Annotated in this window: 13 protein-coding genes; 4 read left to right on the top strand and 9 right to left on the bottom strand. The window is 71.1% G+C overall.

Annotation, left to right across the window (positions count from 1 at the left end; genetic code table 11):
- Window positions 1-197 precede the first annotated feature (197 nt).
- Window positions 198-1,121, top strand: coding sequence for a hypothetical protein (locus IE242_RS10465; RefSeq protein ID WP_189857715.1), 924 nt, complete (start codon window positions 198-200; stop codon window positions 1,119-1,121).
- 30 nt (window positions 1,122-1,151) lie between these two features.
- Here IE242_RS10465 and ligD read toward each other — a convergent pair whose 3' ends face one another.
- The 4 genes from ligD to IE242_RS10445 all read right to left on the bottom strand — a co-directional run bounded on the left by ligD (window position 1,152) and on the right by IE242_RS10445 (window position 7,915).
- Window positions 1,152-2,186 carry a non-homologous end-joining DNA ligase gene (gene ligD / locus IE242_RS10460; RefSeq protein WP_189857713.1) on the bottom strand — a complete coding sequence of 345 codons (1,035 nt, stop codon included), beginning with the start codon at window positions 2,184-2,186 and terminating at the stop codon, window positions 1,152-1,154.
- A gap of 7 nt (window positions 2,187-2,193) precedes the next feature.
- Window positions 2,194-2,865: a DNA polymerase ligase N-terminal domain-containing protein gene (locus tag IE242_RS10455; protein ID WP_189857711.1), complete on the bottom strand. Its 672-nt coding sequence runs from the start codon at window positions 2,863-2,865 to the stop codon at window positions 2,194-2,196.
- Between the two features lie 247 nt (window positions 2,866-3,112).
- Window positions 3,113-6,886, bottom strand: coding sequence for a multicopper oxidase domain-containing protein (locus tag IE242_RS10450; RefSeq protein ID WP_189857709.1), 3,774 nt, complete (start codon window positions 6,884-6,886; stop codon window positions 3,113-3,115).
- 279 nt (window positions 6,887-7,165) lie between these two features.
- Window positions 7,166-7,915, bottom strand: coding sequence for a hypothetical protein (locus IE242_RS10445; protein ID WP_189857707.1), 750 nt, complete (start codon window positions 7,913-7,915; stop codon window positions 7,166-7,168).
- A gap of 106 nt (window positions 7,916-8,021) precedes the next feature.
- Here IE242_RS10445 and IE242_RS10440 point away from each other — a divergent pair, with 106 nt between their 5' ends.
- Complete coding sequence (locus tag IE242_RS10440) at window positions 8,022-9,161, top strand: ADP-ribosylglycohydrolase family protein (protein WP_229858725.1); 1,140 nt, start codon at window positions 8,022-8,024, stop codon at window positions 9,159-9,161.
- Window positions 9,162-9,201: 40 nt separating this feature from the next.
- Here the strand turns inward: IE242_RS10440 and IE242_RS10435 are convergent, their stop codons facing one another.
- The gene (locus IE242_RS10435; RefSeq protein WP_373299499.1) at window positions 9,202-9,750 is read right to left on the bottom strand and encodes a hypothetical protein; all 549 of its coding nucleotides are present in this window, start codon (window positions 9,748-9,750) and stop codon (window positions 9,202-9,204) included.
- Between the two features lie 220 nt (window positions 9,751-9,970).
- On the opposite strand from IE242_RS10435, the gene IE242_RS10430 reads away from it, so the two are divergent.
- Complete coding sequence (locus IE242_RS10430) at window positions 9,971-11,638, top strand: N-6 DNA methylase (protein ID WP_189857704.1); 1,668 nt, start codon at window positions 9,971-9,973, stop codon at window positions 11,636-11,638.
- A 117-nt stretch (window positions 11,639-11,755) separates the two neighbouring features.
- On the opposite strand, the gene IE242_RS10425 is transcribed toward IE242_RS10430, so the two are convergent.
- A complete protein-coding gene (locus tag IE242_RS10425; RefSeq protein WP_189857702.1) occupies window positions 11,756-12,994 on the bottom strand; it encodes an McrC family protein in 1,239 nt (412 codons plus the stop codon).
- Window positions 12,991-14,823: a DUF4357 domain-containing protein gene (locus tag IE242_RS10420; RefSeq protein ID WP_189857700.1), complete on the bottom strand. Its 1,833-nt coding sequence runs from the start codon at window positions 14,821-14,823 to the stop codon at window positions 12,991-12,993. The genes IE242_RS10425 and IE242_RS10420 overlap by 4 nt, the downstream gene beginning before the upstream one ends.
- A 650-nt stretch (window positions 14,824-15,473) precedes the next feature.
- On the opposite strand from IE242_RS10420, the gene IE242_RS10415 reads away from it, so the two are divergent.
- Entirely contained in the window at window positions 15,474-15,926 is a 453-nt protein-coding gene (locus tag IE242_RS10415) for an EVE domain-containing protein (RefSeq protein WP_229858716.1), read from the top strand.
- Between the two features lie 177 nt (window positions 15,927-16,103).
- On the opposite strand, the gene IE242_RS10410 is transcribed toward IE242_RS10415, so the two are convergent.
- Complete coding sequence (locus tag IE242_RS10410) at window positions 16,104-20,132, bottom strand: Eco57I restriction-modification methylase domain-containing protein (RefSeq protein WP_189857698.1); 4,029 nt, start codon at window positions 20,130-20,132, stop codon at window positions 16,104-16,106.
- Window positions 20,132-23,080: a DEAD/DEAH box helicase gene (locus IE242_RS10405; protein WP_189857696.1), complete on the bottom strand. Its 2,949-nt coding sequence runs from the start codon at window positions 23,078-23,080 to the stop codon at window positions 20,132-20,134. Before IE242_RS10405 ends, IE242_RS10410 begins: the two co-directional genes overlap by 1 nt.
- Window positions 23,081-23,088: the final 8 nt, after the last annotated feature.

The raw sequence follows: 23,088 nt of genomic DNA, 5'->3' as shown, positions 1-23,088 counted from the left end.
CCCTCAGCTCGTGCGCGCGCCGGAAGGCCTTCCCGTACCGCCGGTGCACGACAACGAACGTGACCGGGTGACGGAGGGAATCGAACGCGGCGGGGGGCGGGTGCGTCCCAGGTACGGCGGCGGAAGCGACTTGGTCCGCCGCGGGGCAGGTACTCGTTCCCGCCCCGCCCGCGCCCGCGTCGACCCTGGGAGACCTCATGCGTACGCGTACGAGTACCACGCGCCCTGCCCCGTTGTTCCTCGCGCTGGTCCTGTCCGCGGTGGGCGCCGGTGCCGTCACCGCGTGCGGCACCGAGCAGGCCGGCGGCACCGGGGGCAGCGAGTCGTCACCGCGACGCGACGCCCGCGCCCGCCAGGTCGCGGCGGCCTGGGACGGCTCCGAGGCCGCCGAGAAGTGGCACGAGGGCTACCACCCGATGGGGGAGGTCGTCCAGCTGCCCGAGGGCGGCCTGCGCAGCGAAGCCGACCGCCGCGCCTACACCACCGGGAACTTCGACCTGCGCGGAGATCTGCCCGCAGCTCCGCGCAAGGACGGCAAGGTGACCTGGAAGACCGGGAGCTCCCTCACCATGCCTCTCAGGGGAGCGCAGGAGGCGTACAAGACCCTGGACCGCGCCGACGGCATGCCCGGAGCGCGCCTGACGGTGACCGGAGCGGAGCTCGGGGTGATGAGCGTGGCCACCAGCCGTGGCCCGGCGACGGTCCCGGCCTGGCTGTTCGCTCTCGAGGGGTACGACACTCCGCTCAGGCGCGCTGCCGCCATCCCCTCGAAGCTCCCCGAGCCGCCCGTCGAGCCTGTGCCGGACGGGGAGGTCGACGGTCTGACACCGCTCGCCGGCCTGGTGAAGGTGGCGGACGACGGCCGGTCCGTCACCGTGGTGGCCACTCATGGGTCCTGCGACGACGGTCCCGCCGTGGACGTGCTGGAGAGCGACGGCAGCGTGGTGCTGTCCGCATCGGTGGCCGGGAGGAGCGACGGTGTCTGCACGGCCGACCTGAACAGCCGGAAGGTGACGGTGACGACGGAGGAGCCGGTCGGCGACCGCCTGGTGCTGGACGCCTGCACGGGGCGGCCGGTGCCGTACGGTGACCGGCTCGGAACCTCGGAGAGCTGGAGCTGAAACGCCGGCGGACCGGGGCAACCCGGAGACTCACGCGGCTTTCCGCCCCTGCCCCTGCTCCCGCACCACCTCCTGTGGCTTCTTGTCCTCCCGCAACCCGAGGAACCGCGAGTGCCGCAGCATCCCGTCCCGCGTCCACTCGGTGAACGCGATCTGCGCGACCAGGCACGGCTCGACCCACCGGGCCGTGCCCTCACGGATGCGGTCCCGGTCGGCGAAGGGGGAGGCCGTGACGCGCAGTTCCTCCAGATACCGGCGCATGATCACCAGGGTGCGGTGGTCGAAGCCCGTGCCCACCTTGCCCGCGTAGTGCAGGGCGCCGGCGCCGACGTCGTAGTAACCGAGCAGCAGGGCACCGAAGCCGACACGGCTGCCGGCCGGCTCGGTGAAGCCCCCGATCACGAACTCCTGGCCCTGGGAGCACTTCAGCTTGAGCCAGTCCGGGGAGCGGCGCGGCTGGTAGCGGCTGTCGGCGCGCTTGGCGATCAGCCCCTCCCAGCCCCGGTCGCAGGCCTCGGCCAGCAGGTCGCCACCGCCCTGGTTGCGGTGGGTCGTGAACCGCAGCGGGGCCTGATAGGTGAGCGCGCGGCGCAGCAGTGACTTGCGGTCGCGCAAGGTGAGGGGCCTGGTGTCCGCGCCGTCCAGTCTCAGCAGGTCGAAGAGGCAGTACGTCACGACGACCGGGCTCGCCTCGACGTCACGGCGGCGGGTGAGCCCCATGCGCTGCTGCAGCAGGCCGAAGTCCGTGCGGTTGCCCGAGAACGCGACGATCTCGCCGTCCACGGTGAAGTCCTCGCACTCCTGCGCGGCGAGGGCCTCGACGATCTCCGGGTACGTGGCGTCGAGCCGGTTGCCGGTGCGGGAGTACAGGGCGACGCGGTCCCCTTCGAGTACTGCGAGCGCACGAATTCCGTCCAGCTTGCGCTCGAAGATCCAGTCGCCGGAGAAGTCGCGCCTGTCGGTCAGGGTGGCGGCCATGGGACGGGAGGCCAGTTCGGCCCCGGGGCGGGCAGGGGAGAGCAGTTGCTGCCGGTCGGCGGGCAGCGTCGCGAGCAGCTCCGACATCGGGCAGTCATCCCTTCCGGACGTCCGCGGCCACCTGGGCGAGAGTGCGGCCACTGCGTACGGAGCGGGCGCGGCGGGGGTCCGGCGTACCGCTCGCGTCCGCGGCGACACGCTGCTGGCCCTTCCGTACGAGGAGCCACGCCTCCTCGCCGTCGTCACCGCCGGACCCGCCGCCGCCGCGGAACCGGGTGAGGGCGTACTCGCCGTGCAGCTTCGCACCGCTCAGCCGGAACGTCGCGTGCCCGCGCTCCAGCGACTCCTCGAAGGGAACGGGCCGTCCCCTCCGGTCGTGGCTCAGCGGCCGGTACGTACCGTGGTCCCACACGATCACCGTGCCACCGCCGTACTCGCCCTCCGGGATCACGCCCTCGAAGTCCTCGTACGCCAGTGGATGGTCCTCCGTCGGTACGGCGAGCCGCTTGTCCTTCGGGTTCGTGGACGGGCCCTTCGGGACGGACCAGGACTTCAGGACGTCGTCCACCTGGAGCCGGAAGTCGAAGTGCATGGTGCTCGCGTCGTGGATCTGGACGACGAACCGAGGCTCCTCGGACGCGGGCCCGCCGGAACCATCGGGCCCGTACGGCTCAGTGGCGGCGGTGACGGTCGCGTCGCTGGGCTCCTCAGTCCGCCCGAAGTCGCGCCTGCTCCGGTACGTCCGCAGGCGGTCGGTCCGCCTCACGTTCGGCTCCTTCCGCGGTGGATCAGCTGCTGCACTCCAGTTGCCCGGCGCTCCGCCGGGTACCCCGCCGCCGACCGCGGCACACGGGCACCGTCAGTCCCGACCACCCTCACCGCTCCACTTCGCGCGGCATGGGACTGTCTCTCCCGACCCGGTCGAGGCGCGAGTGTTCGCGCGGCTCAGGGGCCAGCTGAGTGCCAGCTGGCCCCTGAGACCCTCCCGACCATCGCGACCGGACCGGGCCAGGTCAGTCACGGACCCGGATGAGACCCCACACCCCCTCCGAGAGCGCCCAGCGCAGCACGCCGGTGCGGTACGCGTAGTCGCCGGGCCCGCCGGCCGTCAGGTCCAGGGTGCGGACGCTGCCGGGGCTGAGCGCGCCGACGGAACCGACCCGCGGCTGCCGCAGGTGTTCCTCCATCGGCCAGGTCGCGCCGTGCACGAGGAAGCTGTGGTTGCGCGGCTTGTCCGTGCCGAACACGAGGTGCAGCCGGATGCGGTCACCCTTCCGGCACTCCAGCAGCGGTGTCGGTGGCCGCGGGTCGGCCAGGGACGGCCGGGACGGCACCAGGTGGGCGCTGCGGTAGTTGAGTCCCTTCTGGCCGGCGTCCTCCGGCTCGTCCTCCAGGTCGCGTACCGGCTGGTCGGGGTCGCCGTCGTGGTAGTGCCGCATGCCGTCCTGGACGAGCAGGACCAGTTCGTGCACCGGCGGCCCGTCCGGGCGGCGCAGCAGGCTTCGCGCCCCGGTCCAGCGGTCCGGCGTGACCTCGGCCGGCTCGACGATCAGCGCGCCGATCAGCCCGCGGTGCCGGTGGGTGCGCAGGTCGGCGCGGTCCTGGAGGAGGACGGCACCGGGGGTGTCGGCGTACCAGCGGTACACGATCTCGTCGCCCGGTCCCACCGTGCCGTCCGGGTTGTGCCCGATGTGCGCCCCGTCGCTGTCCCGTACGTCGTACCGGACCAGGCCGCCCGCGTGCAGCGACACCCGCTCGGAGATCTCACGGGACGCCGGGTCGTCCTTGGCGGGCAGCGGCGGGTCGAACGGGGTGGGCGTCAGCGGCACCGTCAGGTCGTTGCGGAGCCGGATCTCCACCCACTCGCCGGCGCGGCAGCGGATGATCAGCGGTTCGCCGTCCGGCTGGCCGTCGGTGCGGTACTCCACGCCGAACGGGTCCGATCGCCGGCCGCTGTAGTGGATCTCCCGGCTCCGTGCGCGTACCCGGTAGCGCCGGGCCCGCGCGGCGTGGAACGGCGGCAGCGGGTCACCGGTCCGGTGGCCGGGCAGCGGCGGCAGGTCCGGCTGCTCCTCCTCGTGCAGCCGGAACAGCCCCCAGCACCCCATCCAGGTGTCGTCACTCGCGGCGAAGTGCCACAGGTAGTCGCCCGGCCCGCGGTGCTCGTCCAGGTGGAAGCTGAACGCCTCGGAGATCCCGAGTGTCTGCTGGTCGCGCAGCGGGGATGGGGGTACCGCCCTGCTCGAGCGAAGCCGAGAGCTTGGGGGAGGGTCGTCGCGCCAGGCCCGCCAGCGCATGCCGTGCACCATCAGGCTGTGCTGCTCCTCGTGGGAGCCCTGGTAGAGCCGCAGCCGGACCGGTTCGCCGGGGTAGCCGCGCAGGAGGGGGGTACCGGGGTCGCCGTGCTTGTCGCTGGAGAACCAGTCGGCCGGTTCGTCCCCGCGCTCGTGCAGCGGTTCGCAGCGGTAGCCGACGGCCATCGCGCCGTGGTCCTCCAGCCGGCCGGGGAACTCCGGCGGGTTGACGGGGTCGTCGCGGCCGTCCTTGCGCTCGAAGAGCGGTACGAAGTCGGCGACGCCGAGGACCTGTTCGCGGAAGGCCGTGCCGTCCGGGAGCCGTACCACCGCCTGGTTCCCGTTGCGCACCTCGCGGCCGTGGTCGTGCGGGTCGACCCAGACCGCGCCCTCCGGTTCGGCGATCATGCTGCCGAACAGGCCGTGCCGCTGCCGCTCGTTGGCGAGGAGGTGGTCGTGGAAGAAGACGACGCCGAACTCCTCGTCGCAGTACCAGCGGTACATCCAGGAGTTGTACCGCGCGAAGTCCTCCGCGCCCTGGTCGGTGGTGGTGGTGCCGGAGAGGTAGTTCCAGCCCACGCTGGCGCCGTCCGCCACCAGCGGATCGAACTTGACCAGGTGGACGTGGAGGCCGCACTCGGGCTGGAAGGGCAGCACCGGGTCGAAGGCGGTCTCCTCCTGGCAGCCGACCGGCAGCGCGTTGGTCAGCGTGAACTCCAGCACCTCTCCCTTGCGCCCGCGGATCGCGATCGGCTCCACCTGCCGGTGGCCCTCGGCGAGCTGCCGCCGGAACTCCTCGACCCCGCCGGCCTCGTCGATCTCCTCCTTCAGCGCGAAGAGGTGGCCGCGCGGGTCGTACCACCGGCTGCCGTGCCCGGCTTCCCCACCCTCGTCCTCGTCCCCGTCTCCGTGGCCGTCGCCGCCGTCGAAGTACGTGACCGGCGCCTCCAGCACCACCAGGTGGTAGCGGCGCACCGGCGGGGTGACCCCCGGGGGCGTCACCCGGGTGAACGCCTCGCCCGGCTGCGGGTCGTCGACGAACGCCGCGCGCTCCAGGCCGGTGGGCTCGCGCCCCATGCCCTCCGGCATGTGCGGGGTGCGCGGCGGGCGGGGCGACTTCTGCGGGAACGCGGCGGGGATGAAGGCGGGGAAGCCCGGCCGCTCGGCGGTGGGCGGCTGCGGCCGGTCCGGGTTGCCGGGCAGCGGCCGCAGCGCCGCGACCGGCGTGCCGTCCGGATAGTGCCCCGAGCCGTCCTGCAGCCTGTCGAAGATCCGCCAGATGCCCCACATCCCGGAGTGGAAGTGCGGATACAGATGGCAGTGGAAGATCGCGTCGCCGTACGCGCGCTGGGCCGACCCGGCGGTCGTCTCGATGGTGAAGCCCTGCTGCGGGCCGATGGAGATGGAGTCGATCAGCGGCGAGTCGTCGTTGCCGGGGATCGCCCGCCACTGGTGCAGGTGGAGGTGGAAGACGTGGGTCTCCTTGACGCCGGCGTGCAGCAGCCGGATCCGCGCGTGGTCCCCGCGGTAGGCGCGCAGCACCGGGGTCGCCGGGTCGCCGAACAGCCAGGAGCTGTGGTGCTGCTCCTCGCCGATGACCTGGTCGCGCACCGGGTCCAGCTGCCCGTCGGCGAGCATCCGCTCGTAGGCGAAGGCGCGCCAGCCCATCGGCTCGGTGCGGTAGCTCATCAGCATCATCGAGGCGGCGTGCGCGTCGTCGCCCGTGTCCTCGTGTCCGCCGTGGCCCGGGTCCTCGTCGCCGAACAGGTCGGGCGCCAGCCGCTCCCCGCCCGCGGCTACGGAGTGCGTGTGCGGGCGCGGCAGGTCGCAGTGGTAGCGCGGGTGCGGCGGCAGGACGGGGTTGTGGTTGTGGGTCTCGTCGTGCATGAAGATCGCGTACTCGCGGAAGCTCGGCCGGCCGGGCACGTGGACGTCCGCGTAGAGACCGGACTCCAGCGGTCCGCCGGTCACCGGGTCGGTCCAGGTCGCGCCGCGCGGTTCGACGATCAGCGCGCCGAACAGGCCGTGCGCGTTCGAGCCGTGCTCGGCGCCGCGCAGGTCGGCGAGGTCGCCGAAGAAGAACGTGCCTTCGGTGTCGCACCGCCAGGCGTAGGTGCGGCGGCCGCCGTCCGGTGCGGCGGCGGAGTCCGGGTTCCTGCCGACCTTGCCGCCGTCCGCGTCGAGGACGTCGTAGCCGACGCCCTGGGCGTGGATGCCGGCGCGCTGCGGCAGCTCGTTGCGGAACCGCACCACGACCTGGTCGCCGACGGTGGCGCGCAGCACGAGCGGCCGGACGAGCGGATGGGGCTTCGGGAGCCGGTCCGGCTCCTCGACCGGATGGGGAAACGGATCGGGGAACTCCCGCCGGATCGCCCTGAGTTCGTCCTCGTCAGCGGCGAGCGCGTAGATCATTCCGTCCGGATCGTGGTCGCCCCATATGTCATAGACGATCGGGACTTGAAGCGCCACCACATCGTATGTGCGTTCTGCCATACAGCATCCCCCGTGAGGTGAAGTGTCCCTCAGAAGGTGACACGGAGTCAGGCACTCCTCACCGGCGCCGGTCGTCCCCGGCCGCATCACATCGAGCGCGCCGGAAGTGCGGCCACGCTCCGGCGCAGTCCGGCCGTTGGCCGATGCCCTCATGTGCGTCCGGCTGAGCGGTCCTCCGTTCCTTGAGGGAGCGGCTGGACGCGAAAGCGGGTCCTCTCGTCAGACGTACTGCCCGGTTTTGTCCCGCCGGCGCCGAAGGCGTGAACCAGCGCGGGGTAGTCAGTCCTGAGCCGGCTGGACCCAGACGCGCAGCGGACCGAGCGACTCGAATCCGTGGCGCATCGCGGCATCCAGGTCCTCACCGTGCTCATAACCGACCACCGGCAGGGTGGGGAACAGCCGGTGCACCGCACCCAGCACGCCCGGCCAGGCCGCGTCAGGGCCGCCGTCCGGCGCGAAGACGTTCGAGATCCCGACGACCTGCTCACCACGGCTCGCCACCGCTCCGGCGACCACCCGCCCACTCTCGTGCGCTCCGCCGCCGCGAGACCGTCCGGCGAGGACGAACGTCTCCGGATCGTCGAGCAGCTCGGACCGGAAGAGGGCCGCGTCGCCGTTCCCGTCGTCCCAGGCCAGTGCCCAGGCGCGCAACAGGTCCGGGTCGCTCACCACGGTCCAGGAGAGAGCCGGGGTGGGTGACGGCGGGGGAGTACGCGCCGGGCGGTGGATCCACCGCGCGTCGAACAGCACCCGGAAACCGGCCTCCGCGAGACCGTCGAGGTCGGCGAAGCTGTCCTTGACGGAGGCGCCGGGCACGGCGGTGTCGATCCGGGCCACCAGCGCGGCCGCATCGACACCAGGGACCAACGTCACCGCGTCGGGGTAGTACGGCGGTGTCCGGACCGGGGCGGTCCACGCCCGTTCCCCGAACTCGCCCGGTATACCGTGTGATCGGCTCATCGCCGCGCACCACTCGGCGTTGTTGCGGGCGGCGGCACGGACCAGGAGTTGCTTCGACGACGTTCTCATGATTGCGGATCATGGCCCGTCGTGGCCCGGCCGACGACCCGTTTTCCCGGTTCACGTACGGTCGACGAGCACACCACCTACCGAACTCGAAGAGAGACAGCCTGCTTTGGCCGACGAGAAGGACCGTGAGAAGGACCAGCGGAGAGAAGCCCTGAAGCTGCAGTCCCGGGTGCGAGGCATGATGCTCGGTCTGGCACTCGGGGACACGGTGGGAGCGGCCCGGGGCAGGCCACCGGCCGGCGGTCCGCTGCGGGCGGGAGTCAGTACGCAGCTGGCCTGCTTCACCGCCGAGGGGATCATCCGGGCGAGCGTGCGCGGCAACAAGAAGGGCATCTGCTATCCGCCAGGGGTCGTCATGCACGCCTACTGCCGGTGGGCCGCCCTCCAGGGCATCGAAGTGGACAGGATGCGGCGTCGCTGGGTCACCGTCGACGACAGGACGTGGCCGGACGGCTGGCTGGCAGGTGTCCCCGTGCTGGCCGAGCGGCGCGGCAGCGCACCGGCGACGGTGACGGCCCTGTCGACGATCGAGCCGGGCGGCTACGGCACACCGACCACGAGCCGGGGCTGCCACGCGTTGACCCGTGCCCTGCCGTTCGGGGCCGTCGGTCTCCCCGGGGCGAGGCAGGCCCGCGACGTCGCCGCGCTCACGCACGGCGACGCGGGAGCCCAGTCCGCCGCCTTCCATGCGACCGTGCTGGTCCACCACTGCCTGAGACAGCAAACCGCTCCGCACGGCGGACAGGGACCCGAGGCCGGTGAGCCGGTCCGGTCGGCACTGTCCGCAGGTATCGCCGCGCTGCGCGCTCGCGAGCGGTCCCGCGGCGGAGTCCTCACCGACGACGAGCACGACCGCCTTCTGACGGCACTCCGGTACGCCGCCGACGAGCCCGCGCACGCGGGAAGGCTGGCCCGGCTCGCCCCGGACCCCACCGCACCCTCGGCGCTCCTGGGCGGCCTGTACGTGGCCGCGTCCTTCCCGGGTCCGGGTGAGGTCCGTGCGGCTCTGGAGTTCGCGGCCGGCGCACCGGACGGTGACTCCGTGGCGTGCGTCACCGGCGCGTTGCTGGGCGCCGTGCACGGCGTCGAGGCACTGCCGGTCGACCTGGTGAGCCGGCACGAACTGGCCTGGGTGCTCGACACCTTGGCCCGTGACCTGCTGCTTCAGTGCGACGACTCGCCCAGTGGCAGCGAGTACCTCCGGGGTTGGGATCCGCACTGGTGGGAGCGTTATCCCGGCTGGTGAACCGCACCGGGCCGTATGCATCGCCGAGTCGTCGGACCCCTCACTCCCGTCGGCGGGGAGCCTGGTCGTCCGGAGTGCCCGGACTCGCGAAGTGGAAGGGCACCGAGAGATGGGCGGCCAAGGCTCGGCCCGCCCGGTCGGCGGCTGCCGCCGACGGGTGGAGCGGGCCGCGATCCTCGTCCTCTCCGAGATACCGCACAGCCGTGTCCCAGTAGATGGTGGCCAGCCGGTGTTCACCCGTGGGCTCGGCGGTGACGGCCAGTAGGTCCACGAACCAGTCGTGAACGGTGTCGCCGTCCCAGAGCGCCTCGACCGCCACGATACGGCCAGGGCAGTCGGCGGCGCGGGCGGCCAGCGACCGCAGATCGAGCGGGCAGTCCGGAGTATGGGCGATTCTGTCGGCATGGTGCAGGTATCGGTCGTGGACGACGAGTTGAGCTTGACGGAGACCCAGGCCGTGGGCGCGGCCGGCTTCGAGGACGACTCGTACCGCCTGCAGGCGGGCGTCCCGGAGGACGTGTGCGTCAGCCCGGTCGCGGATCTCCGCGGGCAGCGTTTCCCACCACTCGACCGTGGTCATGTCGGTCATCCGGAGCCTGCCTGTCTCTCCTGCGGCCCTCAGGGCAGGGCCCCGTCCGGCACTGTACGCACGCCGCTGCGGAGGGTCGGGCCGAGGACTCGCTCCAAGCCCTGGCGGCCGAACACCGAACGTACACGATCGATTCAGTTGAGCATGCGCGGTATTCGTGTACACTGTCAACATATCATTGTCATTGATGGAGCGGCGACGTCCGTGTACGGTACCCCGCATGACAGACAACGCCGCTCCATCGGCCGGGTCCTTGGTCACCGGCTCCGAGATCGCCCGACTGGCAGGCGTCACCCGGGCTGCGGTCTCCAACTGGAGGCGGCGTTACGACGACTTCCCCGCACCCGCCGGAGGCGGTGCGAACAGTCCGCTCTTCGTCCTCGCCGACGTACAGGCCTGGCTGGACAGGCAGCGCAAGGGACATGGTGTCTCGGAGGAAGTGCAGCTCTGGCAGGCCCTGCGAGGCGTCTACGGCGACGAGATGGTCAGCGGGATCGCCGATGTGGCTCAGCTCCTGGCCGGGGACGCCTCATGTGCGTCGGCCCAACTGCCGCGCGAGGCCGTCCGATTGGCGCGGTCCTTGGCCGAGGGCGGTTCCGCGGGCGACGTGGTCGACGCCCTGGCCGAGCGCTTCACCGACTCCGTGCGACGGGCGGGTTCGGACCAGGTCACCTCGCCACGCATCGCGCGAGCCGTCCGTCACCTCGCCGGTGAGGTGACGGACGACGCCACCCTCTTCGATCCGGCCTGCGGTATCGGAACGCTCCTGCTCACCATCGGGCCGGAACGGGGCCCCCGGCGGTACGGCCAGGAATCCGACGCCCGCAGCGCCCGCTTCGCGCAGCTGCGCGCGGACCTGACCGGACGCACCGGGGCCGACATCGTCGCGGGCGACTCCCTGCGTGCCGACCGGTGGCCGGACCTCAAGGCCGACCTGGTCGTCTGTGACCCACCCGTCAGCGACACCGACTGGGGCCGGGAGGAACTGCTCCTCGACTCACGGTGGGAGTTCGGCACCCCCTCACGCGCCGAGGGCGAACTCGCCTGGCTGCAGCACGCGTACGCGCACACGGCGCCCGGCGGCCGTGTCCTCATGGTCATGCCCGCGTCGGTGGCCTACCGCAAGGCCGGCCGGCGCATCCGCGCCGAGCTCGTACGGCGCGGCGTCCTCACCCAGGTGACCGCCCTGCCGCCGGGCACCGCGGCCTCGCACGCCCTCCCCGTACACGTATGGCAGTTGCGTCGCCCCGAGTCCGTGGGCGCCGCCGCCACCGGCGTCCGCATGGTCGACCTGACGGCGAACGACCCCGGCGGTTCCCTGGAGCCGGGCCCCGGCCAGGTGGCGGACGTACCGCTGATCGACCTGCTGGACGACACCGTGGACCTCACCCCCGGCCGTCACGTCGCGGAGTCCCATCGCGACTACGCCGCCGAATACCGGTCCCTGCGGCGCGAGTTGGCCGAGCAGGTGGGGATGCTGGCCGAGCTGCTGCCGGTGCTCACCGCGGGCGACGGCCCGGGCCTCCTCGAGGGCCCTTCGGTCGGCGTCGCCGAACTCGTGCGTGCCGGACTGGTCGAGTACGGCGACCACCCGGAACCCGTCTCGGTCAGCGACCAGCTCGACACCGACTTCCTCCAGGGGTTCCTGCGCAGCGCGGCGAACACCCGGCGCTCCACGAGCGCCAGCGGCACGTTCCGCCTCGACGGGAAGGGCGCTCGCATCCCGCAGCTGGACATCGCCGGCCAGCGACGGTACGGGGCCGCCTTCCGCGCGCTGCGGGAGTTCCAGGAGCGGGCGCGCAAGGTGGCGGAGCTGAGCCGGGAAGCGACCGAACTGGCCCGGGAAGGGCTCGGCAACGGAGCACTGACACCGGAAACCGAAACCTGACGCTTCAGGGCGTGTCATGGCGTGTCATGGCGTGCACGGTGGCGAGCCGGCTCCGCCCACCTCCCGCCCCGGGTTCTCCCGCACCCGGACCACCGGCCCCCCGGCCGTGGACAGCTGTCACCCGCCGGCGAGCTGCCCGGCCATGTGACGGGCGACCGCAGCGATGTCGGCGAGCAGCTCCGCCGGAGGCTGGTCCAGGTCGAGAGCGTGCTGGTGGATGACGATGCCCGCGTGCCGCACGCGATGGGCCGCGTGCGAGGCGTTGCCCTTCGCGTACACCAGATGCCCCTCGGCCAGCCCGAGCGCGGTGCAGTACGCCAGCATCTGGTACAGGTCGGCGTCCGGGTACCCACCTCGCTTCTCCGCCTTGTACTTGGCGTCCGCGACCGCGCACGGACGGGCGCCGCCGTCCGGCCCGTACAGCACGAAGTCCGGCTTCATGCGGATGGATGCGGCCTCGTCGAGGTGGTGGGTGTCTTGGAACCGTGAGGTGTATGCCGACGCCGACCCCGCCGGGCTGTGGAAGGCCTCGCGCAGGGCGACCGTCACGAAGTCCTCGAAGAGCTTGTTCATGTCGAACAGGAAGCCGTCGACGTGCAGCCCGCCGGGTGCGTGCTCGGCGGACGACTCCTCCAGGACGACACGGGCCAGGTGCAGAGCGTGGTGGTAACGGGCGTTGAGCCGGCTGGGCCGCCACCCGGGAAGCGGCTGCCCGCGCACGATCGCCGTGACGTCGGCCAGCCGGGCCCGCTGGTGCAGCAGCCTGCGGCGCACATCGCGCGGCACTCCGGGCAGCCGCAGCAGCCGCTCGACGGCGCTCCGCAGAATGCGGTTCTCGGCGATGTCCGTGGTGAACTCGTCGTACGCCACCTCGACCGGCAGCGTCGCCCCGAAGCGCCGCCGTATCTGCTCGGCCTCGCGGATCCGGCCGCGTACGACGAGGGCGGTCTCCTCCGTGGCCCGGTACCCCTGCAACAGCCCCTGCCGCAGCGCCCGGTCCACCTGCCGCTCCACGGCGTGCGCGAGCGCGGGCAGCAGATCGCGGTGCTCGCCCACCTCCACCTCGCCGTCCCGCCAGCCGCCCTTCGGATCGAGGCTGTAGCCGAGCAGGAAGAACAGCCGGGCGACCGGCACCTTGGGCACGATCCGCACAGTCACCGGCTGATCGCCGCCACCCGGCACGGCGACGGCCACCGCACCGACCTTGCTCCCCGCCCGCAGCGACCAGCGGCCCGGGACGTACGCATCCGGAGACGCGTCCACGATGCCGCCGGCGGCGAGCGCGCGGCCGACGGAGTCCGGGAGGGCGACGCTGACGGCCGGCGCGTGCTCGACGAGCTCGACGACCGGTGTCACGCCGAAGACTCCCGCGGCTGCTGCTGCAGGGACTGCCGCAGAGCGGCCAGCCCGTACCGCTTCTCGATGTCGACGCCCTCGCCGTAGTGATGCTCCTCGAGAAGCGGCAGGATCTTCGTCCGCCAGGTCCGCTCCAGCCCGCCCTCCCGGTACACGCCCTTCTTCATCAGGTAGGAGGGCCCGATCTGGAAGTCGGGATCGTCGATACGTGAGTTGAGCGCATCGAGCAGATCGGCGGGCTCCGGATCCCTCCCCTCCCCGGCCAGCCACCGACGCAGCAACCCGCTGGTCGGCTCCGTCCGCGGGGACAGCTCGACGAACGCGAAGCGCCGCCGCATCGCCGCGTCCACGAGCGCGATCGACCGGTCGGCGGTGTTCATCGTGCCGATGACGAAGAGGTTGGGCGGGAGTGCGAAATCGTCACCGGAGTAGGTCAGCCGCACGGACTTGTTGCGGTACTCCAGGAGGAAGTACAGCTCACCGAAGACCTTCGCCAGGTTGGCGCGGTTGATCTCGTCGATGATCAGGAAGTGGGGGATGTGGCGGTTGCCCTCGCGGGAGGCGAGGTCGGCGAGTTCGCGGAGGGGGCCGGCGGTGAGGCGGAAGGCGACCTCACGGGACTGCGGGTCCTCCTGCGGCCGGAAGCCCTCGAAGAAGTCCTCGTACGCGTACGAGGGGTGGAACTGCACGAGCTTGACCTGCTCGGGCCCGCCACCGAGGAACTCGGCGAGCTTGAGCGCGAGGTACGTCTTGCCGGTGCCGGGCGGTCCGTACAGGACCAACTGCCGTTCGTCCCAGAGGAGATCCCGCACTTCGCGCAACCAGGCTCGCTCATGCACCAGCAGCTCAGCGGCCAGCTCGTTCGTGGGCTCGGGCAGCTCCAACTCGCGACGGGCGGCGAGCGCCGGAATCACCACACTCGGGTCCCGTTCTATGGCCTCAGCTTCTTCGACCAGCTCCTGATCGCTGAGGCCGAGACCGTCGATGTGGGCCTGGACGGAGGAGAGGTCGACGACGTCGTGCTGGATCGACAGTTTCTGCTGGAGATCCTCAGGCAACTCGTCGTACGGGTATCCCGTCGGCTGCCAGTCCACTGGGCGCCGCAGATTGGACCGCCGGTCATCGGACTCCACCTGCTCCGCATCCCCGGTGATCTCGCCGACGTACAGCCGTCCGCCGGAGATGGTGCACACGGTGTCACCGGGTTTCATGCGGGAGAGGAAAGCGTGCACATCGTCGACCAGTTGCTGCTTCTGGCTGTACGTGGCTGTGGACTCGTAGTCCTCATGCACGAAGGTGCGCAGATCCACCTTGCTGATGCCCCGCTCCAGGCCTTGGCGGAGACGGGCGGCGGCGAGGGAGACAAGGCCTTCGGGGAGCCACAGGCGCTGGACCACATCGGTCCCGGTGACGTTTGATCCGCGGATCAGCCAAGGGCGGTTGGGGCCGGCTGACGCGCGACTGATGTGGGTCCCCAACGAATCACCATCGGGGGACTTCCACGCTCCCCATCCGTTGCTACTGCATCCCAGCACGACTTCGGCGGCGGGTGACGGGGAGGCGAACTCGATGTCCCGGGTGGTCTCGAGCCATCCCGGATGGCTGTCGGACTCTCGGATCGCCCCCTCCGCGATCAATTTCTGTCGAGTCCGATAGGAAGACGGCTTGCGCAGGGAGAAGGACGGGACGACCTCGGCCCGTACAGGTGATCCAGCGGACACGACAAATGTCCGGCGCCCCTTCGCGCCTGCCTTCTCCGACAACCGCCCACGGGCGAGAGGTCCGCCGTTCGGCAGCCGCAGCCGGAATTCCGGGTACTCATCGGTCATCGTCACCGCTCCCCCCAAGAACAGAAGATCCACCGGAAACAGTAGTGGGTGCCTCTGACAGTCGCCTCAGGCGGCCGATCTCCCCGCTGCGCGTGGGCGTCGGAGATCGACGGGAAGCAGCCGAAAGGCGGGCTGACCGGTGAGATGCCGCACCATGCGGCAGTGGTCGTCCGTCATGCAGATGCCGGATGTCTGAAGGCCGCAGCCAGAGTCACGTTCATGGCGGCGGTCAGGTCGACTCCTGCCCCGCCGTCCGTCTCGGCGTACCCCCGCATGACCGCCATCGTGCGCTTCAGGCGGGGTGCGATGCCGGGGATCTCTCACCTGCGGGCCCCCGTCTGCCGGGCGATGAAGTCCGGCGCGTTCACGGCCGCTCCCGCAGCGATGGACGGTGGCCTCGGTGCCCAGGCGCCGGACCACTGCCTCCCAGAGCGCGGGCATGGCCGGCAGGAGACCGTCTGCCGCGGTGCCCTGGCCGGTGAGCAGGTCGGTCACACCTCCGCCGCGCAGCAGTGGACCGGCCCATGTGCGGGCGGTGCGGTAGCGAACGTCGAGGCGTGTGCACTGGATGTGCCGGGCCCTGTGAAACGGGCTGTCCCGTGGGGCGGAGGAAAAGAATAGGGATGCGAACGGCATCCCCCACTGGCAGCATGGGTCGGCACGAGTGCCTGAGCCTGGGTGAGCACTGCGGTGAAGGGGGAACGGTGGAGGACTGGGTCTACATCCTCAACCCGAACAAGGACACACTGGACGGGGAGCCCTCCACCAAGGAGACCATGCTCCGGCTGGCCAAGGAGGAACCCGAACTGGCCCTCTGGCTCAGCCGACGCAACCGTATGAGCCGGGGCGACCGCCTGTGGGTCTTCTTCAGCCACCCGGAGTCGGCGGTCGCCGCGATGGCGGAGGTCGACGGGGAACCGTACGCGGATCCGGAAGATCCCGACTTCGGTTACTTGGTCGATGCGACATTGCTGCCTGAGGCGACGGACGCGTTGTACCGGAACCCGGTGGGACGTGACGAGCTGGGGCTCAGGCAGGTGCGCTCGGTGCAGAAGGTGAAGCCCGAGGCGTTGGAGGTTCTGCTGACGCGGGCCGGCCTGTGAGCCGACCAGTGGCGTCGACCTGCTTCGGTGAGGGCAGCTTCACCCGGAGACCGCCGCCCGCAGGTGTTCGAGGGCGGTCCCGGATGCGTCGGCCACAGCGCTGATGTCGGCGGCCAGTCAGCCGACCGGGCTGCGCTTCCTGTAGCGGAATGTCTTCATCGACAAGTGCCTCTCGAATCAACTCTCGGGGTGCCGCGGCCCGCGACCCGGGGGCGGGGTGAGGGTGGAGGTGTAGTTCCCGCCGTCCACGAGGGGGTTCTCCAGGGTGAGGCCGGCGGTGGCCATGTGGTCGTATTCGGCGAGGATCAGTTCCTTGGTGCGGTAGGTGCCGTACGTCGCCTCGTCCTTGCGTCTGACGATGGGGAAGGTGTCGAGAATGTGGGCCGCGTCGTCACGGGCGATCCCGTAGAGATGGAAGAAAAGAGCGTCCAGCTCGGCCCTGATCAGCTGACGGCGGGACTCGTCCCAGCGGAAGGGGGCGGCCATGTCGCTGACGTCATCTGCGAAGGACTTCATGTCATGGGACGTGTAGACGAGTTCTGAAACGCGCTGTGTGATGAAGTCGCGGTGGGGTGCGAGCTGGTCCGGTGTCAGAACAGGGAACTGGTTCACGTAGAAGAAATTGAAGTTGGTGCCGCCGATCTTCAGGCGGGCCACGTAGTCCAGGGCGTAGGACGACAGGTTCGCCAGCAGGCATGGCAGCAGGTGGTGGCGGCTGCCGAAACGCAGGACGGGGGCGCTGTTCCCGACAGCGACGCGCGGGAGGGCGTACGGCGTGAAGCTTCGTTCGTTGGTCGGCGCGGTGATGGAGGAGAACGCCATGAACCAGCCGTTGGGTGCCTGGGGAACCTCGTGTTCCGCGACCCAGGCGCCAGGCAGAGGCGCGAAGTCGGGGTTGCTGTGATCCGCCCGTGTGGACGGCTGAGGCTGGTTCAGCCGTTTCGCCGCTGTGCTGCTGCGCGTCACCGATGCCGCACGGTGGTCGAAGAACGAGGCCATCATGCCCTGGTACAGCGGCAGCATGCGCGCATCGTCCTTGCTGAAGATGTTGCCCTTCAGCAGCCAACCCGTGGCTTCGAGTTCCTCGCGGGTGTGGAAGAGATGCGAGTCGTTGGACATGTCGAACATCCTCATGAATGACACGTTCCATGGGTTCTCGCCGGTCTCCTCCTCGATGAGAACGGGGATTCGGCGGTAGATGCCCAGTGTTATCTCGGCGTCACGGCGGGAGCGGAAGACGGGACATGTCCCGGTGTTGGGGTTGAGGAGCGTTATCTCCTCCGGTGTCAGGGTGAAGGTCTTGTCGGTGTCGTCCAGGTCGGACGTGTCGTGCAGGAAGAAGGCGAACCGGGCCACCGGCTCGCGCTGAGCGTGGCCGACGAGGGACAGGACGCTGAACTTCATGCGGGAGTCCACGTCGGGGAAGAGGCCACCGCGGTTCTCGAAGTCGTACAGCGCCGACAGTGACCCGGTGCGTACCAGCTCCTTGAAGAAGAACTGGGTTGTCGCGTCGGTCGCGATACCCGTGGGCACGATCACGCCCATCCGTCCGTGGGGGCCGGTCAGCGTGCGGTTGGACTCCGAGAAGACCGCGTAGGTGTTGATGTCCCCCCGGCCCGTCAGCGGATAGCGCCCCCCGATGCGGAGGAAGTGGCTCTCGCCTTCGGCGTGCCGCTTCGCCGCGACGAACTCGGCGAACAGTTTATGGTCGGTCGTCGGCAGAGCCGCGATGAGCCTCTTGCGGGCGGCGGCGCTCGGAGCGTTGGCGATGGACCGGTCCCGCTGCGCGAAGAACTCCTGCTCCTGAAGCTTTATGCGCTCCCACGGCGGGTTCCCCAGCACGCAGGAGAATCCGCCGGCCCATCCCGCGGAGGGATCCGTGCCGGTGTCTGCCGCCGCCGAGACCCGGAAGACCTCGGGGAACTCCAGATGCCAGTGGAAGAACCCGTACTGTCCGGCCAGCCGGATGACCTCCTCGTTCGTGCCGGCAGGTATGCCGACGCCAGGGCTCTGGAGGTCTCGGAACACCCCTTCCGTCACCGGTGTGGGTGCCCCCTGCCACTTCGGCCACACGAACGCCGCGCACCAGGCGTCGGCGATCCGCACCGCGCGGAGGTAGTCCGCCGACTGCTCCAGCTCGCGGAACCGGCTGGACTGCAGGCGCACATCGCGGAGGGTGTCGGCGCGGGCCCCGGTGATCTCACGCACGCTCTCGGCGAAGGCGGCGTTCGACACCCAGATGCGTTCCTCGGTGTGGAAGCTCAACTGGCCGCCGCGCTCGGCGGCGTTCCGCTTCCTCAGCGCCGACGCGATCTTCTTGTCGTCGCCCTCGACCGGCTTGAAGGCGTCGTCCGGGATGCCACCCGCCAGCAGGGCAGGGGTCGCCCCGATGAGCGCGTTGCCGTGCTTGATGTGGGCGTCGAGGAAGCCCAGCGGCTTGCCCGGCTCCAGGGCCTCCAGCCACAGCGAGACCTTGGCCAGCTCGACCGCCATCGGGTTGAGGTCCACGCCGTAGACGCACCGGGCGACGACCTCGTGCAGGGCGTGGCGCACGGCGTCGATCGTCGGCTCGGGATTCTGCTCCCGTACCGCCGCCACCCGCTTGGCTATGCGGCGAGCCGCGGCCACCAGGAAGTGGCCGGACCCGCACGCCGGGTCGCAGACCGTCAGGTTCAGCAGTTCCTCGACGACGGCCGGTCCGGCGTCGGGCCGGCCGGAGCGCGTCGCGCGGATCTCGCCGCGCTTGACCGCGTCGTCGATCACCGGGTCGAGCGTCGCGTCGAGGAGGCACTCGATCAGCGAGGACGGCGTGTAGTACGACCCCGTGGTCCTGCGCGCGTTGCCCGCCAGCTCCACCAGCTCGAAGGTGCGGTCGGTGGCGTTGTGCCGGGGGACCAGCTCCAGCAGGGACTCGTAGATGGAGCCCAGTTCCTCGGCGTCCAGGTGGCGGTAGTCGATGACCCGGTTGCGCCGGGAGGCGGCGTCACGAACGATCGACAGGGCTCGCACCGCCTCCAGCAGCGGCTCGTTGGACAGCGACAGACCGCGCAGGACCTGGTCCGCCTCGGTGTCGTCGAAGATGCCGCCGAGACCGGGCAGGCCCAGCTCCGGGAGACCGTCGTCGCTGCCGAGACCCGACAGCACCAAGCACAGGGCCTGGTAGAGGTCGCCGTGGGCCGTACCCCGGCGCCGCCGGGCGTGACGGCGCAGACGTGCCGACGAGAAGTACGTGGCGTAACGCTTCCGCGCGGTCTCGTCCGCCGACGGGGACAGCAGTACCTCGCGGTCCTCGGCGACGAACAGGAACAGCAGGCGGTAGGCCAGACGCAGCAGCGCGTAGTGGAAGGCTCCGACGTCCAGCGTCTCGCGCAGCTCCCGGTTGCCGGGGTGCTTGAGGAAGCCCGTGCCGAGCGTGGTGATCGCCTTCTGCACGCCCTTGCGGAGCTGGTCCAGGGCCCGCGTCCCGGACGCGATCGCCTCGGTGCGCCACCTCTCCAGCCGGCACGCCGACGGCGCCGCGTCCTCCGCGACGGCGAACCGCGACTCGTGCAGCAGCCGGTACAGCAGCACGAACTCGCTGAACAGCTCACCGTCGAAGATCGCCTCAAGGTCGAACTCGACGTACGACGCCGTCGCCAGCGCGCTGGAGTCGCGCAGCAGACGTACCTGGCGGCCGTTGGTGAGGATGCCCCAGAGGTGGGCCTCCGTGCGGTTGAGGCACTCCTGGAGCATCGACTGGGGCGGGACCGTGCCCGCGCCGCCGGGACGCCTGTCCAGGTCGGCGTTCCACGCCGTCTGGTGGATGAGGACGTGGTGGTGGCGGTGCGACACCTGGAAGGTCCTGTCGGCGTCCGAGTCGGCCGTCACCCCCGTGGTGCCGAGTGCCGTCAGCCGGCCGAAGCCCAGCTCCCGCCAGAGCGGCGCCAGCCAGTCGGCGCCGGCGCGGCCGGTCGGGTCGGCGGCCGGGACGCCCGTCTCGGTGTCCTCGGGCAGGTGTTCGCGCAGGTCGCGCCAGAGCGGCTTGAGGTACTCCCAGCTGCGCTCCGCCTCGTCCCGTACCGAGCGCGACGACGGCAGGCCGTAGTCGGCGGGCTCGGAGCCGGGAACGTCCTTGCCCTCGGTGATGCGGACCAGCATGTCGGCCGGCAGCAGCCCGCCGACCGTGTGGACGGCGGTGAACACCCGGTTTCTGGTGGTGGCGGACATCAGGCGGACACTCCCGGGGCGGTCGCAGGGGTGGCGGGCAGGTAGACGTACGCGCCGAGGACGTCGGCGGGCCGCTGAGCGGTGACGGACAGACCGCGGACGATCTCGCCGGAGGCGGCGCGCACCCGGCGGTGGGAGGCGTCCAGCTCGGCGGCCAGCTCGTCGCCGTACGACTCCAGGTGGCCCGTCACCTCGCCCAGCCGGTCGAGGATCCGGGTCATCGTGCGCTCACCGGACGCCGGCGCGGTGTTCTCCGTCGCCCGTACGTCCAGCAGCTCGGCCGCGCGCTCCGGCGGCAGCCACACCGCGTTCTGCGGGGAGCCCTCGAAGGCCAGCAGACGGGCGTCCTCGGCGACCACCTGCTTCTCACCGCTCCGCGACGGCAGCGTCAGGTGGAAGCGGTAGCGGACCAGCAGCAGCGTCGTACGCGTGGCGACCGCGTCCGTCGTCACGACGCCGCAGCGGCGGGCCGGGCGGGCGCCGTCGGCCCGGACGTCCAGCGCGGAGTTCAGTACGTGCGCCGCCAGGGCTCCCACCACCGGGTCCGTCCGGACCAGTGCCGCCTCGCCGCGCGCCACGGCCGGGTCCGAGCGGAACGGGACCGGACGGTCCCGCTCGATCACCTCCGCGCCGACGACCGGGGCGAGCGCGTCCCGCAGGCCCGCCGGGGTACCGCCGACCTCGGCGGTGAAGTCCGAGCCCGGAACATCGCCGCCCCGCAGAACCGCGCCCAGGGCGTTCAGCGACTCCCGTACGAACGTGTGGATCTCGCCCGCGCCGCCCAGCGCCTCCCGGACGGCGGCCACCTCGCGGGCCACCTCCTCGGGGTGGACGGAGCGCTGCGCGAACCGCGACCGGGACGCCTTCTCGCGTTCGGCGGCCGAGCTCCAGTCCTTCTCCAGGTCCGCGGAGCCCTGCCGGAAGGCGTCCGAGGCGAACAGGGCCTCCTGCTCCCCCTGGCGGCCACGCAGCAGCAGCCATTCCACGATCGCGTCGGTGACGCCCGCGGACATCTCGTCGGGTACGGAGACGGAGATGCCGAGGTCCTTCTTGATCTGGCGGTGCTTCTTGATGAGGACCTCGAGGACCTTGCCGTCGATGCCGTTGTCCTCGCCGTAGAGCGTGATGACGCGGACTTCGTCCTTCTTCTGCCCGTACCGGTCGACGCGGCCCTCGCGCTGGTCGTGGCGGGTCGGGTTCCAGGCCAGGTCGTAGTGGACGACGGCGTCGAAGTGGTGCTGGAGGTTCACGCCCTCCGAGAGGCAGTCGGTGGCGATCAGGACGCGGCGGGCCGCGGCGTCCGGGCCGGCCTCGGTGGCGAGCTCCTCGATGCGCTCGATGCGCTGCTGCGGGGAGAGGGTGCCGGTGACCGCCTTGACCACCGTCCTCGCGCCGAGCGGGCCGCGCTTCTTGGCCGCCGGGTCGCCCGCGAGCTGCTCCGCCAGATACTCGGCGGTCGGGATGTAGCGGCAGAAGACGATCGGGTTGTGGCCGTCCGCCAGCAGGGCCTTCAGGTGCTTGATGAGCGCCTTCAGCTTCAGGTCCTGGTCCGGGCCCTCCAGCCGCGCCGCGCGGTCGGCGAGTTCGGCGAGCCGGGAGCCCGCGTTCTCCTCCGTCTCCGCGCCCGGCGCCACATCCATGCCCTCCAGGGCGTCGTTGTCGGCCGAGTCGCTGGTCAGCGGGGCGCCCAGGCGGTCAGCCTCCTCCGCCGACGCGGCGACCGCCGTCCGCGAGCGCGTGGTCAGGGTCTGCGCGGCGGCACGCGGGGACGACACCAGGGAGCGCAGCAGCGCGATCGCCGACCACCAGGCGATACGGGCCTCGCGCCTGCCCTGGCCGTCGGCCTCCTCCACGCGCTCACCCGCGTACGCGATGGCGTCGTCCAGCAGCGCCCGGTACTCCGGGGACAGCTTGTACGTCTCGTCCTTGAAGTAGCGGTCCGAGGGGAACGCGGTCCTCTCGGCGAGGCTGTCGTCGGCGAGGCCGTCCTCCTTGGTGAGGTACTGGCGCACGTCCGCCCGCTTGCGCGCCACGAAGTGCTGGGCGAGCAGCTTCCGGCCCTTGTCCGTCTCCAGGTCCACGTGCGCCAGATCCGGTCTGACCAGGCCCAGCAGGGTGCGGAACGCGGATTCCTTGCCGCTGTGCGGCGTGGCCGTGACCAGCAGCAGATGACGGTTCTCGTCCTCGGCCACGCGGCGCAGCAGCTCGTGGCGGAGCTGGTGCTGGGAGCCGGTCGAGGCGTCGTCGGCGGCCACGCATGTGTGGGCCTCGTCGACGATCACCAGGTCGGGGCAGTGGCGCACGAAGTCGTCGCGGTGGCGCGGGGACTTGATGAAGTCGGTGGAGACGACGACGTTCGGGTAGCGGTCGAAGAGGGACTGGCCCAGGTCCAGTCCCCGCTCGAGGCGGGAGACCGTCGAGGAGAGGACCAGCTCCGCGTCGATGCCGAACTTGCCGCGCAGCTCCTGCTGCCACTGCTCGGCGAGTGCGGGAGAGCACAGGATCGCCAGGCCCGTCGCCTCGCCCTGAGCGAGGAGTTCACTCGCGATCAGGCCCGCCTCCACCGTCTTGCCGATGCCCACGTCGTCCGAGATCAGCATGCGGACCGTCCTCTGCCGCAGCGCCATCAGCAGCGGTACGAGCTGGTAGGCGCGCGGCTCCACCGCGATGCCGGCGAGCGAGCGGAACGGGCCCGCGCCCGAGCGGAAGCCGACGCGCAGCGCGGTGCGCAGCAGACCCGCGGCACGCTGGTCACCGAGGTCGCTCGGCTCCGGAGGGGCGAACTCCGCGCCCTTGACCTCCTCGAAGGCGGGGAAGACGGCGGCGATGTCGTCGTCGGAGCCGCCGAGCGGGCGCAGCACCAGCAGATCGGGCTCGCTCTCGGGCAGCACGACCCATTCCCGGCCGCGTGCGGTCACCAGCGAGCCGGCGGAATACGTGAGTGGCATGTCTGTCG

Origin of the sequence: Streptomyces poonensis, assembly GCF_014650915.1 — a bacterium.
Classification (GTDB): Bacteria; Actinomycetota; Actinomycetes; order Streptomycetales; family Streptomycetaceae; genus Streptomyces; species Streptomyces poonensis.
This window is presented reverse-complemented; position numbering and strand designations above follow the sequence as displayed.